The sequence below is a fragment of the Micromonospora sp. NPDC007230 genome (assembly GCF_042869115.1).
In the GTDB taxonomy this organism is placed as follows: Bacteria; Actinomycetota; Actinomycetes; order Mycobacteriales; family Micromonosporaceae; genus Micromonospora.
Window position 1 is genome coordinate 62704 of record NZ_JBIAFE010000004.1, and the last position, 14438, is coordinate 77141.

The following is a 14438-nucleotide window of genomic DNA, read 5'->3' on the forward strand; positions in this document are numbered from 1 at the left end:
GGGCTCGCGGCTCACCCGGCCTTGCGGAGGCCGGCGAACTGCAGGACGGTGAAGCCGGCGACCGCCACCGCCTGAACGATCACCAATGCGGTGCCGAGGCCGGTCAACGGGAACCAACCCGCGACGAGCAGTTCGACGCTCGCGACCACCCAGACGATGTTGACCGCCATCACCACACCCACCGCGGCCCGGCTCACCGTCGGCCGCGCGGCGAGGAAGAACAGCGCGGCGGCCCACGCGACCAGGAAGACACCGATCGGGTAGAGGAGGGCGGCGGGCAGGCCGAACAGCTCCCCGAAGATCGCCGCGACGACGACGTAGACGACTCCGTTGGCGCCCGAGCCCAGCGCGTCCTGCTTGAGGGCGAAGCGGAGCAGCTTGGTGTCGGCGGCGGGGTGGACGGTGCTGGCGACGGTGGTCATCCCGGGGTCCCTTCGTAGTACGTCCGTGCGGATGATCACGAAGCTACGGAGGGCCAGGCCACGCCGAATCAGTCATCGTGACGGTAGCTTCCTGACCGTGCTGCACGGACGAGTGGGGGAGCAGGCGACGATCGAGCGGCTCCTGGCCGCGGCCAGGAGCGGCCGGAGCGGAAGCCTGGTCATCCGGGGCCCGGTGGGGATCGGCAAGTCCGCGCTCCTGGAGCACGCCGCCGGGCGGGCCGAGGGCATGCGGGTGTTGCGCGGAGTCGGTGTCGAGTCCGAGGCGATGTTGCCGTTCGCCGCACTCCACCTGCTCCTGCGCACCGGGCTCGACCGGATCCACACGCTGCCCGCCGCGCAGGCCACCGCGCTCAACGCCGCTCTGGGACTGGGCGACACCGCTCCGGAGAGCCGGTTCCTGGTCGGGCTGGCCACGCTGAGCCTGCTCACCGAGCTGGCCGGGGACGGCGCGCTGCTCTGCCTCGTCGACGACGCGCAGTGGTTCGACCAGGCGTCCATCGACGCACTGATGTTCGCTGCCCGCCGCCTCGAGGCGGAAGGCGTCGTCATCCTCTTCGCCGCCCGCGCTGGCTTTCCCGCCGTGGGGCTGCCCGAGCTCCGGCTCGGCGGGCTGGACCGGGCAGCCGCCGCCGCCCTGCTCCCGGCCGACCTCCCACCGCAGGTACGACAGCGCCTCATCGACGAATCGGACGGCAACCCGCTGGCGCTCATCGAACTGCCCGCCGCACTCAGCGCCGAGCAGCGGGCGGGACGACTCTCACCGGTGGGTGCCATGCCCGTCGCCGATCGGGTCCAGGAAGCGTTCCAGGCACAGATAGCCGCGCTGCCCGAGACCGCGCGAACCGCGCTGCTGATCGCGGCGGCGGACGGCTCCGGTGAGCTGGGGACGCTGGTAGCCGCGGGCGCCACCCTCGACGCGCTGGGCGCGGCCGAGCGGAGCCGGCTGATCGAGGTCAAGGGGACCATCGTCGGTTTCCGCCACCCCCTGATCCGGGCTGCCGCCTACCAGGGCGCGCCGGCCACCCGCCGCCTCGCCGTACACCGTGCCCTTGCCGACGCCCTCACCCGCTCGCCGGCCGTCGACGCGGCCGACCGGCGAGCGTGGCACCTGGCCGCCGCCGCGCTCGGTCCCGACGAGGAAATCGCCCGGGAGTTGGCGGAAGCCGCGGAACGGGCACGCACCCGCGGCGGCCACGCCGCGATCGCCGCGGCCTACGAGCGGGCCGCCGAACTCACCGCCGATCCGGTACGACGATCCGGACGACTCGCGGCCGCCGCGCTGGCGGCGAGTGACGCCGGACTGATGGATCGAGCCGCCGCCCTCGCCGACCGCGCCACACCCGATGTGGACGACCCGGACATGATCGCTGCGCTGATCCAGGTACGCGCCCATCGCGAATTCGAGCTGGGCGCACCGCTCGCGGCGGGCCGGATCATCATGGCCGGCGTCCCGCGGCTGGCAGCCCGGTCCACCGAGCGGGCCACCTGGCTGCTGGTGGAGGCCATCCGCTGTGCGTGGTTCGCCGGCGACACCCAACTGGCGGAGGAGGCGGCCGCCAGCCTCCGCGCGCTCCCCGCGATCGACCCGCCGCTGGTCACCGGTGCGCTCGGGCTGACCCGCCTGATGGGCGGTGACATCGGCGATGGGATCACCCTCATGGGTCAGGCGGTGGACGAACCCCACCGCACCGGGCTGGGGGTGCCCGGACTGACCTTCACCGCCTCGCTGTGTTTCGCGCTGGGCCGAGCCGCCCTCGGCGAGGAGATCACCGCCGGAGTCGTGGCGGACTGCCAGCGGAACGGGATGATCGGCTGGCTCGCCAACGCGCTCCTCGACCACGGACTCGCGCAGGGTTGGCGCGGCCGGTACGGCGAGGCCACCGCGACCCTCAACGCGGGGTTACGGCTGGCGACGGACCTGGGCCACGAGCACCCGGTCAGCCACCTCACGTGCTCGCTCGCCTGGGTGCTCGCGCACCTCGCCGACGCGCAGGAGTGCCGGGCGAAGGCCGAAGCGGGCGTGGCGCGAGCCGACCAGCAGGGCATGGTGCTCGCGGCGGCCATCGGGCGTTGGGCCCTGGGCCTGCTCGACCTCGGCCTGGGCCGCCCGGACGCCGCCCTCCAGCAGCTGCAGGCCATCCCCGTCAGCAGCATCGCCGTCCTGTCCGCCCCGGACCAGGTCGAGGCAGCTGTCCGCAGCGGCCAGCCGGGGCAGGCAGCGGAGCCGCTCGCCCGCTACCTGGCCTGGGCGCGGCACGTCCGTCAGCCGTCGGCGGACGCGATCGCGATGCGCTGCCAGGCGCTCGTCGAGGAGAACGAAGCGCACTTCGCGCGGGCCGTGCAGCGCCATGACGACGCGCAGCCGTACGAGCTGGCGAGGACGCGGCTCGCCTACGGCGAGTGGCTGCGCCGGGCGCGGCGGCGGTCGGACGCCCGCGCACAGTTGCGCGGCGCGCTGGAGATCTTCGACCGACTCGGTTCGCAGCTGTGGGCAGACCGCGCTCGCGCCGAGCTGCGCGCGACCGGGGACGTGCCGGCGGCGCCGCGCCAGGCGGGCGATCCGCTCAGCGTGCTCACTCCCCAGGAACGGCAGGTCGTACGGCTGGCCGCCGGTGGTGCCTCCAACCGCGACATCGCCGCGCAGCTCTTCCTCAGCCCGCGCACCGTCGGCTACCACCTCTACAAGGCGTTCCCCAAACTCGGTGTCACCTCCCGAGCCCAACTGGCCGCCATCGCCCGGTCCTCCTCGACGCACGGCTGACGACCGGGAGCGCCAATGGGAGCTCAAGGCTGGCGGTGCTGGTCGCGGTACTCCTGTGGCGACATGCCGTAACACGCCTTGAAGAGCCGACTGAAGTGCGCCTTGTCGGCGAACCCCCAGCGGGCGGCGATTCTCTGGATCGCTTGGTGGGCCAACCGGGGATCGATCAGATCTCGTTGGCACCGGTCCAGGCGTCGTTGGCGGATCAATCCCGCCACGGTGCGGTCCTCCTGCTCGAAGAGGCGGTGCAGGGTGCGCAGCGAGATGTGGTGGGCCGCGGCGACCGAGCTGGGGTTGAGTTCACTGTCGCCAAGGTTCTTCTCGATGAAAGCGCGGATCTCCGCACGCAGCGTGCGTTCCCGGACGTCGACCGGGAGTGTCCCTTGCACCTCCAGCTGCTGCGCCAGGGCGCCGGCGGCGAGGTCCAGCGCCATCATGCCGAGCCGCGGCGCATCACTCGCGGCAAACTGCTCGGGGTACGTCACCAGGCGCTGAACGAACTGAGCGAGCAGGGCCGCCATACCTGTATCGGAGGGGATCGAGGTGGCGAGCAATCGGCGCACCCGGTCGGGATGCAGGGGCAACGACCGACGCGAGATGAGAAGGGAGATGGAGCCCGCGAGCACCGGCCCGTCCGAGAAGTGCGAGCCGGTGAACGGCCGGCTGTTGTCAAGCAGGGTGAACGACGACGGCTCCAGGGGCGACTCGGTGCGGTCCTGGATGGCGACGCTCGACCCGGTAGTCATCAGCACCAACTGGTACGTGTCGGGTTGCGATCTGCGCACCAGGCGCGGCGATCGGATGGTTTCCAGGGTTGGGTAGTGCAGCTCCGCCAGCCGGACGCTGCCCAGGTCCACTCGCTTGGCCACGGCCGTGAAGTTCTCGATGTGCGGGCATCTGACGTGGGTCGGGGCGGCCTCCTGCGAGACGATCTCGTACCAACAGGCAAAGCGGTCAGCTGGCGGAAGTAGGGACGTATCGAGAATCTCGGTAGGGAGCACCCGGTCACCTCCACCCTGCCATCGGTCCAGTCGAGGGATGTTACATATGAGGGGCTCCCAGCGACAGGAGTGGTAACGGCAAGGTGATGTCCGCTGCGGCGCCTCGACTCGGCCAGGGAGCGCCTGGTCGAAGGGGCCGGTGACGGTGCCGGCGGAGCGTGGGTGACCGGCTCCGGCGTGGATGCGTCCAGGCCGCCGCACGGGTTGACCGGTCAGGCAACATGCCACCCCACGGGTTGACCGCTCAGTCAACCTGATGGACGCACCCCCATCGCCCGAAAGTCCGGTGAGGACGGTGGACATATCTGGCCTTGCGGGGCGATGCGTGCGATGATCATCAAGGGCCCTGCTTTCACGAGACCTACCTGGCCGCCGCCATGGGCTCGGTTGTACGACAGATCGTGGAGGTGCTCATGTCCGAGGCGCAGGTCGCCGCCGGCCAGGCCAGACCCGTTCCCCTGCGCCGCGCACTGCCGCACCTGGTCCGGGACCCGTTGGGGGCGCTTGTCCACTTCGGCAACCAGGCCGGTGGCGAGGTCGTGCGGCTCAACCTCGGCACCTTCCGGCCGTACCTGGTCACTCATCCAGAGCACCTGCAGCAGATCCTGCGCGACCGGACCAACTACATCCGCGACCCCGAGAGCATGCTCTGGCGGGGGGTCCGGCGGGTGGTCGGCGACGCGATCCTCGTCACCGAGGGCGAGCTGTGGGAGTCCAGCCGGGACACCTTGCAACCGTTGTTCACCGCCAAGCGCGCCGAGATGCTGATCGACCGGATGGCGGTGGCGATCCGCGAGGCGGTCGACGCTCTGGACGAGCCCGCACGAGCGGGCCAGGCCGTCGACGCCATCACCCTGATGTCGCGGGTTGTATGCCAGGCCACCACGCGGGTGCTCTTCGGCAAGAAGATCCCGTTGCCTGACGCGCTCCAGATCTACGCGCACCTGGACACGATCACGCGGACGATGGTGTCTCGCCTGATCGCCCCCGGGATGCCCTACTGGATTCCCCTGCCAGGCGACCGCGCCTTCCGTAACGCAGTGGCAGGCATCGACTCGTTGGTCCTGCCGATCATCCGGAAGGAGCGGGCAGCCCCGGGCGACGGCGACGACATCATCGCGACGCTGTGCCGTCCACGGGCTGACGGGTCGCAGGCCAGCGAGGAGCAGATCCGCAGCGATGTGGTCGCCATGTTCTCCACGGCCAACGAGACCACGATCGGCGTCCTGTCCTGGCTGTGGCCGGTCCTCGAGACGCATCCCGAGGTGGCCGCCCGGCTCTACGCCGAGATCGACGAGGTTGTCGGGCATGGGTCGGTGCAGCGGACGCACATCCCGCAGCTGCGCTACACCCGGATGGTCCTGGACGAGATGCTGCGGCTCTGGCCCGCGGGCTGGACCATCCCGCGTACGGCGGTAGGGGAGCAGATCCTGGGCGGCGTCCGGATCGAGGCCGGGGCGACGATCCTGGTGAGCCCGTACGCGACCCAGCGGATGGAGGCGTTCTGGGATCGCCCGGACGAGTTCGACCCGGAGCGGTTCGCTGCCGACCGGCCGAAGCGGCAGTACCGCTACAGCTATTTCCCGTTCGGGGGCGGCCCGCACCAGTGCATCGGCCAGTACCTGTTCCTGCTCGAAGCGCCCATCATCATGGCCACGCTCCTGAGCCGGTTCCGGTTCCGGCTCGGGCAGCCGGCCGATCTCAAGCCGCGGCTCGGCGCCTCGCTGCGGCCCCGGCCGAACACGGTCACTCTGCTACCGCGCGAACGCGCCTCGGTCTCGTGACGTCGGGCCCGCACGTGCCGCTCACCGCAGCCGACCTGCTCACCGTGGCGGAGCACGGACGGATCTGCGCGCTGGCCGTCCGACTCGAACGTGACCTGCACGAGGTGGTATCCCGCCACCAGGATCTGTTTACCGGCCGGCCGTTCGACCCAGCCCTGGTCAGCAGCATCGCGATGTCGATTGCCGTCACCGCACCCGAATACCCGGCCGAGCAACTGCGGGTGACGGCTCGGACCCTGCTGTGGGTATTCGCGGCCGACTGGCAGATCGACTATCTGGCGAGGACTGCCGACGACGTGCGGGCGGTCGTCGCCGACTGCCTCGCGGTCGCGGACGGCAGCCCGCCCCCCGGCAGGCACCCACTGGCCCGGCTGTTGGCCGAGATCGGCGACGATCTGGCGGCGGCGCCTGCTTTCGCGGTCATGCAGCCGATGTGGCGGGAAGAACTCGGGCGGATGTTCGCGGCGGTCGAGCAGGAATGGACCTGGAAGACCACGCCCGAGGCCGCGTCGGAGCCGAGCACTGCTGCTCCGACGCTCGATGAATACCTCGGCAACGCCGACAACCTCGCCTGTGTGCTGGTCAACATGGCGCACTGGACCTACGTCGGCGACCAGGACTGCCTCGACCACATCGCCGAACTCAGAGTCGCCAGCCGCGCGGTGCAGCGCGCACTGCGGCTGGTCAACGACCTCGCTACGTATCGGCGCGACCTCCAATGGGGGGACCTCAACGCGCTCATGCTCGTCAACGACTCGACCGAGGTGACCGCCAGGCTCACCACGCTCATCGAGGGCTGCCACGACCTGATCCGGCCGCTGGAGCCAACGTGCCCCCGGCAGGCCACCTACCTGAAACGCCAGATCGCGTTCACCAGCGGCTTCTACCAGGTCTCAGACTTCTGGGGCAGCCTGTGACCAGCCACGGCATCCCCACGCCCACCCCCGCTGTGGACAACCTTGACCTCGCCGTACGTGATCTGATCTCCAGTCTGGAGGCGGAGCCGTGGGGTCAGGTTGCTCCATCGGTGTACGAGACCGCCCGGCTCGTGGCGCTGTCTCCGTGGCTCGGCGGGCATGGTGAGCGCATCGCGTACCTGCTCGAGAGCCAGCGGGTGGACGGCGCGTGGGGCCCGCCAGAGGGTTATGCGCTGGTACCCACGCTGAGCGCCACCGAGGCGCTGCTCGCGACCATCCGGGCGATCGGATCCGGAGCGCAACGGGATCATGGGCAGGCACGGTTGGCCGCCGCCGCCAGCCACGGCCTCCAGGCGCTCACCAATTGGCTACGGGGGGATCTGCTGGTGCCGGACACGCCGGCAGCGGACGTCATCGTGCCCTCGCTCGTGGCGGAGATCAATCAGCACCTCGACCGACTTGAGGACGCGCCAGCCACGGGCATCGAACGCTGGCGCGGCGTGCGCCTGGGCCTGCCGGCGGGAATGGACAACAACCGCCTCGCCCGGGTCCGACACGCTTTGGCGGCCGGTGCTGAGCTGCCCGGCAAGCTGCTGCATTTCCTGGAGGTCCTGGGCCCCGCCGCACGCCGCGCCGCGGGCATCCGCCCGACGCTGCCCGGCACGGTCGGCGCCTCACCGGCGGCGACCGCTGCCTGGTTCGGCGGCCCCGCCACCCCCGACGACCCCGCCTGGGTATACCTGGCGACCGTAGCCGACGGTGGACCCGTACCGTGCCCGCTTCCCATCACCGTCTTCGAACAGGCGTGGGTGGTGAGCGGACTGGCACGTGCCGGAATAAGGCCCGCGGTGCGTCCAGGCGTGCTGGCGAGCCTCGCCGCCGCGATGGGTCCAGTCGGCACCCCCACCGGGCCCGGACTTCCCGCTGACGCGGACACCACGTCCGTGGCGCTGTATGCGCTCGGGAAGCTTGGCCAGCCGGCAGATCCCCGAGGTCTGTGGACGTACGAAACCGCGGACGGTTTCTGCACCTGGCCGGGTGAGGACGGCTTTTCCGTCACCACCAACGCGCACGTCCTGGACGCCTTCGGCCAGTACGTGCACGGCAGCAATCCCTCTCCACGGTACGTGACGGCCATCGATCGGCTCACGGTCCTGCTGCGCGAACACCAGCAGCTCGACGGACAGTGGCGCGACCGATGGCACGCCTCGCCGTATTACGCCACCGCGTGCTGCACCCAGGCGCTCAACGACTTCGGCCGCGGGCCCACGGCGGCCGAGTCGGTGGTGAAGGCCGTCGACTGGGTCCTGGCCACCCAACGGTCCGACGGCTCGTGGGGACGATGGGGCGGCACCGTCGAGGAGACCGCGTACGCGCTGCAGGTGCTGCTGTCCACCCGCCCGCAGGCTGCTGGAGTTGGCACGGCCGTGCAGCGCGGCTACGCGTACCTGCGCGACGCAACCGGCCGCAGCGCTGATCCTCCCCTCTGGTACGGCAAAGAGCTCTACCACCCGAGGGCGATCGTCCGGGCCGCGGTGCTCGCCGCACTGCATCTCGCGCGGCAGCACCCGAGCCTGGCCACAGTGGAGGCCAGTGCAATCGCGTCCAAACCCGGACAGGCTGCCGGCAAGCCGGTGATCAGGGACGCTTGAGGGATTGTTCGGGCACTGCTAGCGTGCCCCGTTGTCGCGCGCCGACGGCTCGCACGCACCCAGGTACCTCAATTCACCAAGCTGTATGCCAGATGCTTCAACGGCTGACTGGGACGGTGTAATGCGTTCTCGCAGTACCAATGTACGTACCAAAGTGGTCGCGATGCTCGTGTCGCTAACCGCCCTGTGGGCGTTCGCGGCGTGGGTGACCCTGCGGGACGGCCTGAACCTGCTCTGGGTGAATACGCTGAACAGCACCGTCTACGAGCCGAGCGCGCCGCTGCTGAAGGCACTGCAGAACGAGCGCCGACTCACGCTGGCCTACCTGGGCGGGCCGGGGAACGACAGCCAGGCGCGAGCGGCCCTGGAGGCCCAACGACGAGAGTCCGAGCAGCTCGCGGCGAGCTTCAAGGAGTCCGCACAGGGCTGGCAGACCGACCTTGCCGGCAGCGACAAGCTGGGCCAACGGCTCGACGCCACCTACGCCAGCCTGGATGGTCTCGCCGCTACCCGCGAGTCGGTCAACGCACGGACGATCGACCGCACCAGCGCGGGACGGTCTTTCGCCGACGCAATCGACTCGATCTTCAGCATCTACCACGCCACCGCGAGCCTTGACGACAAGGAAATCGCGGGCTACGCCGCAGCGCTCATCCAGCTCAACCGGATGTCGGAACTGATCTCACAAGAGGACGCCCTGATGAACGGCATCCTCGCCAGCGGTCGGCTCACCAGCGCCGAATACGCACAGTTTGCACAGCTCGTCGGCGCCCAGCGATTCGCGGGGGCCGAGACCTCGACCAAGCTGTCACCCGACGACCGCGCCCGATACGAACAGCTGCTCGCCGGCGACGCGTTCAGCCGCCTCCGGTCAATCGAAGACCAGGTTGTCCAGAGCGCCAACACGCGCTCCAAGGTTCCGGTCGAGGCGGCCCAATGGCGCCGCGCGGTGGACGACGCCCAGGGCGAGCTGCAAGGCGTCGTGACTGCCGGTGGCAACGGGATCGTGAGCGGTGCCACGGGTGTGGCCATCATGGTCATCGTCCGGCTTCTCCTCGCGGCCGGCCTCGGCACGATCGCCGTTATCGCCTCGATCATCCTCTCGATCACGACCGCCCGCGCCTTGGTGTCCCAGCTGGAGCGGCTGCGGAAGGCCGCCCACGACCTCGCTGACGAGCGGTTGCCCAATGTGGTCGAACGGCTCGGCCACGGTGAGCAGGTGGACGTCGCCGTCGAAGCACCGCCACTGGACTTCGGCTCCGACGAGATCGGGCAGGTCGGTGAGGCCTTCAACCGGGTCCAGGAGACGGCCATCCGCACCGCAGTCGAGCAGGCGGAGCTGCGGCGCAACGTGCGCGACGTCTTCCTCAGCCTCGCCCGGCGTACGCAGGGCCTCGTCCACCGCCAGGTGACCCTGCTCGACGCGATGGAGCGCCGTGAGCACGACGCCGACGAGCTCGAGGACCTGTTCCGCGTCGACCACCTCGCCACCCGCATGCGGCGCAACGCGGAGAACCTCATCGTTCTGTCCGGCGCGGCGCCCGGCCGCGCCTGGCGCCGGGACGTGCCCATGATCGACGTGGCCCGCGCGGCGACCCAGGAGGTGGAGGACTACACGCGGGTGAACGTGCTGCCGTTCGGCTCCGTGGGCCTGACCGGCCGGGCCGCCGGTGACGTCATCCACCTGCTCGCCGAGCTCGTCGAGAACGCACTGTCCTTCTCGCCGCCGAACACCGAGGTGGAGGTGCGGGGACAGCTGGTGGCGCGCGGCTTCGTCATCGAGGTCGAGGACCGCGGTCTGGGCATGAGCGAGGAGGAACTCGCCGCAGCCAACGACCGCATCGCCAACCCGACCGAGTTCAACCTGGCCAATGCCAACCAGCTGGGCCTGTTCGTGGTGAGCCACCTCGCCCAGCGGCACGACCTCAGCGTCAACCTCAAGACCTCGCCGTACGGCGGCACCACCGCCGTCGTGCTCATCCCGATGGAGCTGGTGACCAGCGCCGAAGCCCTCACTGCCGCGGCCGGCCAGGCCGGCGGTCCGTCCGCCGGCGAGCCCACCGCGTCCCTCCGCGACGGCCTGCCCACCGTGGAACGACGGGGATCCGTCGCGCTGACCGAGGCCCCGCCGGCCCGCCAGCCCACCCTGGAGCTGCCGGCCGTCGGCATGCGGGAGCCGGTGCGCCCGGCCGTTGCGGACGCCACGCCTGTTGAGAAGGCCGCGCCCGTCGCGGACGCCGCGCCCGTTGCCGAGCCGGGCAGCGGGAGCGCCCCGCTCGTGCCGCGCCCGCGGCCCGCCGCGGATCGGACCCCGCAAGGCCTGCCGGTGCGGGTCCGGCAGGCGAGCCTCGCACCGCAGTTGCGGGCCGACGCCGAACCGGCCGTCGAGGCGCCCGCCGAGGCGGACCCGGGCAGGTCGCCGGAACAGATCCGCCAACTGATGAGCCGCTACCAGAGCGGCACCCGCCGTGGACGCGACGACGCGCGTCTGCTCGGCGACGAAGACGAACAGCCCCCAGCCGCCGACGATTCACCGGCGGCCGGGACCGATCGGTAGAAAGAGGAACCAGCACGTGCAGCATCAGAACTCTTCGAGGTCCGATCTGGCCTGGCTGCTCGACGACCTGGTCGGACGTGTCAAGCAGACCCAGCATGCCGTCGTGCTCTCGGTGGACGGCCTGCTGATGGCGTCCTCCGCCGGACTCAGCCGGGACGACGCGGAGCAACTGGCCGCGATCGCCTCCGGAATCCAGAGCCTCGCCAAGGGTGCCGGACGCCGCTTCGGCGGCGGACCGGTGCGGCAGACCGTCATCGAGATGCAGTCATCGTTCCTGTTCGTCACGGCGGCCGGTCACGGCGCGTGCCTGGCCGTCCTCGCGGCCGAGGACGCCGACGTCGGTCTCGTGGCCTACGAGATGGCCATGATCGTTCAGAGGGCCGGCAAGTTCCTGGCCGCCCCCGCCCGAGCCACCGTCCAGCTGTCCGGGAAGTAGAGGCGCCCATGACGAGGCCTGACGCCGAGCCGATGTGGGTCGATGACGAGGCCGGACCGGTGGTCCGGCCCTACGCCATGACCCGCGGGCGAGCCAGACCGAGGAACGGCTTCAACGTGATCTCACTCGTGACCGCAACCCGGGCGGCACCGCCCCTCGACGTCGGACTGGTGCCGGAGCACGCCCGGATCATCGAGCTGTGCCAGCGGCCTCTCGCGTTGGCGGAGGTCGCCGCGCACCTCCACCTGCCGCTCGGCACGGTCCGCGTACTGCTCGACGACCTGGTCGTCCGCCAGCTTGTGCAGGTCTCCGAACCCCGTCCGCCCGCCACTCTTCCCGACGACAGCGTATTCGAGGCGCTCATTCATGGACTACGAGAACTCTGACGGGGAGGATCGGACGATCCTGCCCACCGCCCTCAAGATCCTCATTGCGGGGGGCTTCGGCGTCGGCAAGACCACCCTCGTCGCAGCGGTCAGCGAGACCCAGCCGCTGCGCACCGAGGAGGTGCTCTCCGAGCGGGGCGTCGGCGTCGACGACCTCACCGGGGTCGAAGCGAAGTCCACCACCACGGTGGCGATGGACTTCGGCCGAATCACCTTCGGTGAAGACCTCGTGCTCTACCTGTTCGGGACCCCGGGGCAGGACCGCTTCTGGTTCCTCTGGGACGAGTTGGCCCTCGGCGCCCTCGGCGCGGTGGTGCTCGCCGACACCCGCCGCCTGGCCGACTGCTTCCCGTCCATCGACTACTTCGAGGGCCAGGGCCTGCCGTTCATCGTCGCCGTGAACTGCTTTGACGGCGCTCGGCAGTACAGCCTGGAAGAGGTGCAGATGGCGTTGAACCTCGACCCGGACGTGCCGGTCATGCTGTGCGACGCCCGCAAGCGGGAGTCCAGCAAGGAGGTCCTCATCACCCTGCTCCAGCACGTCATGAAGGGGCGGGGCCTGACCCGCAAGCCCCAGACCGTCGGGTCCTGACGGTCGGTGCCCCACCAGCGGTCGGCGACACGGCTGACCGGCTGCGGGCCGGTGGGTGGGCCTGCGCGAGCACGGGTGCGGTCGCTTGCTACACGGCGCCGCACCCGCCGCCGCGCGGATGCCGGGGCCTCAGATCGTCACCGGGTGGCGCGGCTCGTAGAGGCCGAGTTCGCCGCCGCCGGGCAGCCGCAGCGCGGTGCGCAGCCCCCACCGCTCCTCGGTGATCGGGATCGTGAACTCGACGCCCTTCGCCGTCAGTTCGGCCATGGTCGCCTCGACGTCGTCGCACATGAGAAACAGCTCGTGGGCCGGCTCGCCGTCGGTCGGGTGCACGGCGCAGGCCGATCGCGGCGACCGCCACCACCGCCGGTACCAGCAGATGGGCCGAGGAGAAGGCGGACCTGCAGCAGCGTCGCCCGTCGGCCACGACCCAGACCGGCATCATGGCCAACTGCTGAGGCATTGCCGCCGGTCGCCATGCGGGAGAAATCCGCTACAGCTACGTGGGAGGTGTACAGAATTCCTCCCGGGCCCAGCGGACGAGCCGGCGACAAGGGTGTGGACGACGAGCACGATCCTGGCGGGTTGCGGCCGCAATCGACCACAACCCGCCAGGACTCCTCCCTGATCGCCGTTACGGGGTGGCGAGCGCCTCGGTCGGGGCGAGCCGGGCAGCGCGGATCGCCGGGTACAGCCCGGCGAGAGCGCCGATCAGCAGGGTCGCACCGACCCCGCCGGCCACCGCCCAGACCGGCACCACCGTCGGCCACGCCTGGGAGAGGGCGTAACCGGCGGTTACCCCGGCGCCCAGCAGCACCCCGCCGACCCCGCCGAGGGCGGACAGCAGCAGCGATTCGGCCAGGAACTGGGTGCGTACCTGGCCGCGGGTGGCGCCGAGCGAACGGCGCAGGCCGATCTCCGGGCGCCGTTCCAGCACCGAGATGACCATCGTGTTCGCCACCCCGACGCCGCCCACCAGGAGGGCGACCGCGCCGAGTCCGAGCAGCAGCCCGGTGAACGCCTCGTCGGTGGCCTGCTTCGCGGCGAGCGCGTCGGACGGCCGCGCCACCTTCACCTCGTTCGGCGCCTCCGGGTTCGCGGTGGCGCCGAGCACCGCGCGTACCGCCTCGACAGCGGTGTCGGCGGTGCGGGTGTAGACGGTGGTCGGGTGCCCGTCGAAGTCGAGATAGGACTTCGCCGCGTCCCAGCCGACCAGCGCGGACAGGTCCAGCTCCGGGGCCAGCGGCGCGGGCGCCAGAATGCCCACCACGGTGAACCAGCGCCCACCGAGCTGGACCTGCACGTCCGGCCCGGCGGCGCCGATCCCGAGCCGCCGCGCCGTAATGGCGCCGAGCACCACCGCCGGATAGTGGGCGGTGGCGGCGTTCAGCCAGGTGCCACTCGCCACCGCCAGCCCGACCGTGTCCCGCAGCTCCAGGCTGGCCGCCCGGGTGGCGATCCCGCCGCTCTCGCCCCGAGCGATCAGATCCGACCGGTACACCTTCGCGTCGGCCAGCAGCGCGGTGGCGGCCACCGCCTGCACCGGCCCGATCCGCCCGATCATCGCCACCGATTCGGTCGGCAGCTGGGCGTCGTCCCCGAAGAGGGTGTTGCCCGGGCTGACGGTGAGCAGGTTGGTGCCGAGCTGGGCGAGCGTGCGGTCCAGCTCCGCCCGGGACGACGCGGAGATCCCGACCACCGCGACCATGGCGGCGATCCCGATCGCGATGCCCAGCGCGGACAGGAAGGCCCGCAGCGGCCGGGTGCGCAGCCCGACCCCGCCGACCCGCAGGACGTCCCGTGGGCGCAGCCGGGCGGGTGCCAGCCGTACGCGTTCGCTCATGTCGTCGCCTCGCTTCGCTCGGCGACGCCATGAGGCACCACTACGCTGAGCTGGCTGATTCGCTCG

Annotated in this window: 12 protein-coding genes; 8 read left to right on the forward strand and 4 right to left on the reverse strand. The window is 70.9% G+C overall.

What is annotated here, in order from left to right; translation table 11 throughout:
* Nucleotides 1-11: 11 nt before the first annotated feature.
* The gene (locus ACFYML_RS07415) at nucleotides 12-422 is read right to left on the reverse strand and encodes a hypothetical protein (protein ID WP_387419778.1); all 411 of its coding nucleotides are present in this window, start codon (nucleotides 420-422) and stop codon (nucleotides 12-14) included.
* Between the two features lie 97 nt (nucleotides 423-519).
* Here ACFYML_RS07415 and ACFYML_RS07420 point away from each other — a divergent pair, with 97 nt between their 5' ends.
* Entirely contained in the window at nucleotides 520-3204 is a 2685-nt protein-coding gene (locus tag ACFYML_RS07420) for a LuxR C-terminal-related transcriptional regulator (protein ID WP_387419779.1), read from the forward strand.
* Between the two features lie 23 nt (nucleotides 3205-3227).
* Here ACFYML_RS07420 and ACFYML_RS07425 read toward each other — a convergent pair whose 3' ends face one another.
* On the reverse strand, nucleotides 3228-4205 hold the full coding sequence (locus ACFYML_RS07425) for a helix-turn-helix domain-containing protein (protein ID WP_387419780.1): 978 nt from the start codon (nucleotides 4203-4205) through the stop codon (nucleotides 3228-3230).
* A 413-nt stretch (nucleotides 4206-4618) separates the two neighbouring features.
* On the opposite strand from ACFYML_RS07425, the gene ACFYML_RS07430 reads away from it, so the two are divergent.
* From ACFYML_RS07430 to ACFYML_RS07460, 7 genes are all read left to right on the forward strand, one after another.
* Nucleotides 4619-5989: a cytochrome P450 gene (locus ACFYML_RS07430; RefSeq protein WP_387419781.1), complete on the forward strand. Its 1371-nt coding sequence runs from the start codon at nucleotides 4619-4621 to the stop codon at nucleotides 5987-5989.
* Complete coding sequence (locus tag ACFYML_RS07435) at nucleotides 5986-6906, forward strand: terpene synthase family protein (RefSeq protein ID WP_387419782.1); 921 nt, start codon at nucleotides 5986-5988, stop codon at nucleotides 6904-6906. Before ACFYML_RS07430 ends, ACFYML_RS07435 begins: the two co-directional genes overlap by 4 nt.
* Complete coding sequence (locus tag ACFYML_RS07440) at nucleotides 6903-8558, forward strand: prenyltransferase/squalene oxidase repeat-containing protein (RefSeq protein WP_387419783.1); 1656 nt, start codon at nucleotides 6903-6905, stop codon at nucleotides 8556-8558. Before ACFYML_RS07435 ends, ACFYML_RS07440 begins: the two co-directional genes overlap by 4 nt.
* A 121-nt stretch (nucleotides 8559-8679) precedes the next feature.
* On the forward strand, nucleotides 8680-11115 hold the full coding sequence (locus ACFYML_RS07445; protein ID WP_387420006.1) for a nitrate- and nitrite sensing domain-containing protein: 2436 nt from the start codon (nucleotides 8680-8682) through the stop codon (nucleotides 11113-11115).
* Nucleotides 11116-11131: 16 nt separating this feature from the next.
* Nucleotides 11132-11551 (forward strand): roadblock/LC7 domain-containing protein, encoded by a 420-nt coding sequence (locus ACFYML_RS07450; RefSeq protein ID WP_357434221.1) that lies wholly within the window; start codon nucleotides 11132-11134, stop codon nucleotides 11549-11551.
* 8 nt (nucleotides 11552-11559) lie between these two features.
* Nucleotides 11560-11937: a DUF742 domain-containing protein gene (locus ACFYML_RS07455; RefSeq protein ID WP_387419784.1), complete on the forward strand. Its 378-nt coding sequence runs from the start codon at nucleotides 11560-11562 to the stop codon at nucleotides 11935-11937.
* Nucleotides 11918-12529 carry an ATP/GTP-binding protein gene (locus ACFYML_RS07460; RefSeq protein ID WP_387419785.1) on the forward strand — a complete coding sequence of 204 codons (612 nt, stop codon included), beginning with the start codon at nucleotides 11918-11920 and terminating at the stop codon, nucleotides 12527-12529. The genes ACFYML_RS07455 and ACFYML_RS07460 overlap by 20 nt, the downstream gene beginning before the upstream one ends.
* A gap of 129 nt (nucleotides 12530-12658) precedes the next feature.
* Here ACFYML_RS07460 and ACFYML_RS07465 read toward each other — a convergent pair whose 3' ends face one another.
* The gene (locus tag ACFYML_RS07465; RefSeq protein WP_387419786.1) at nucleotides 12659-12862 is read right to left on the reverse strand and encodes a VOC family protein; all 204 of its coding nucleotides are present in this window, start codon (nucleotides 12860-12862) and stop codon (nucleotides 12659-12661) included.
* Between the two features lie 301 nt (nucleotides 12863-13163).
* A complete protein-coding gene (locus tag ACFYML_RS07470; RefSeq protein ID WP_387419787.1) occupies nucleotides 13164-14372 on the reverse strand; it encodes an ABC transporter permease in 1209 nt (402 codons plus the stop codon).
* Between the last annotated feature and the right edge of the window lie 66 nt (nucleotides 14373-14438).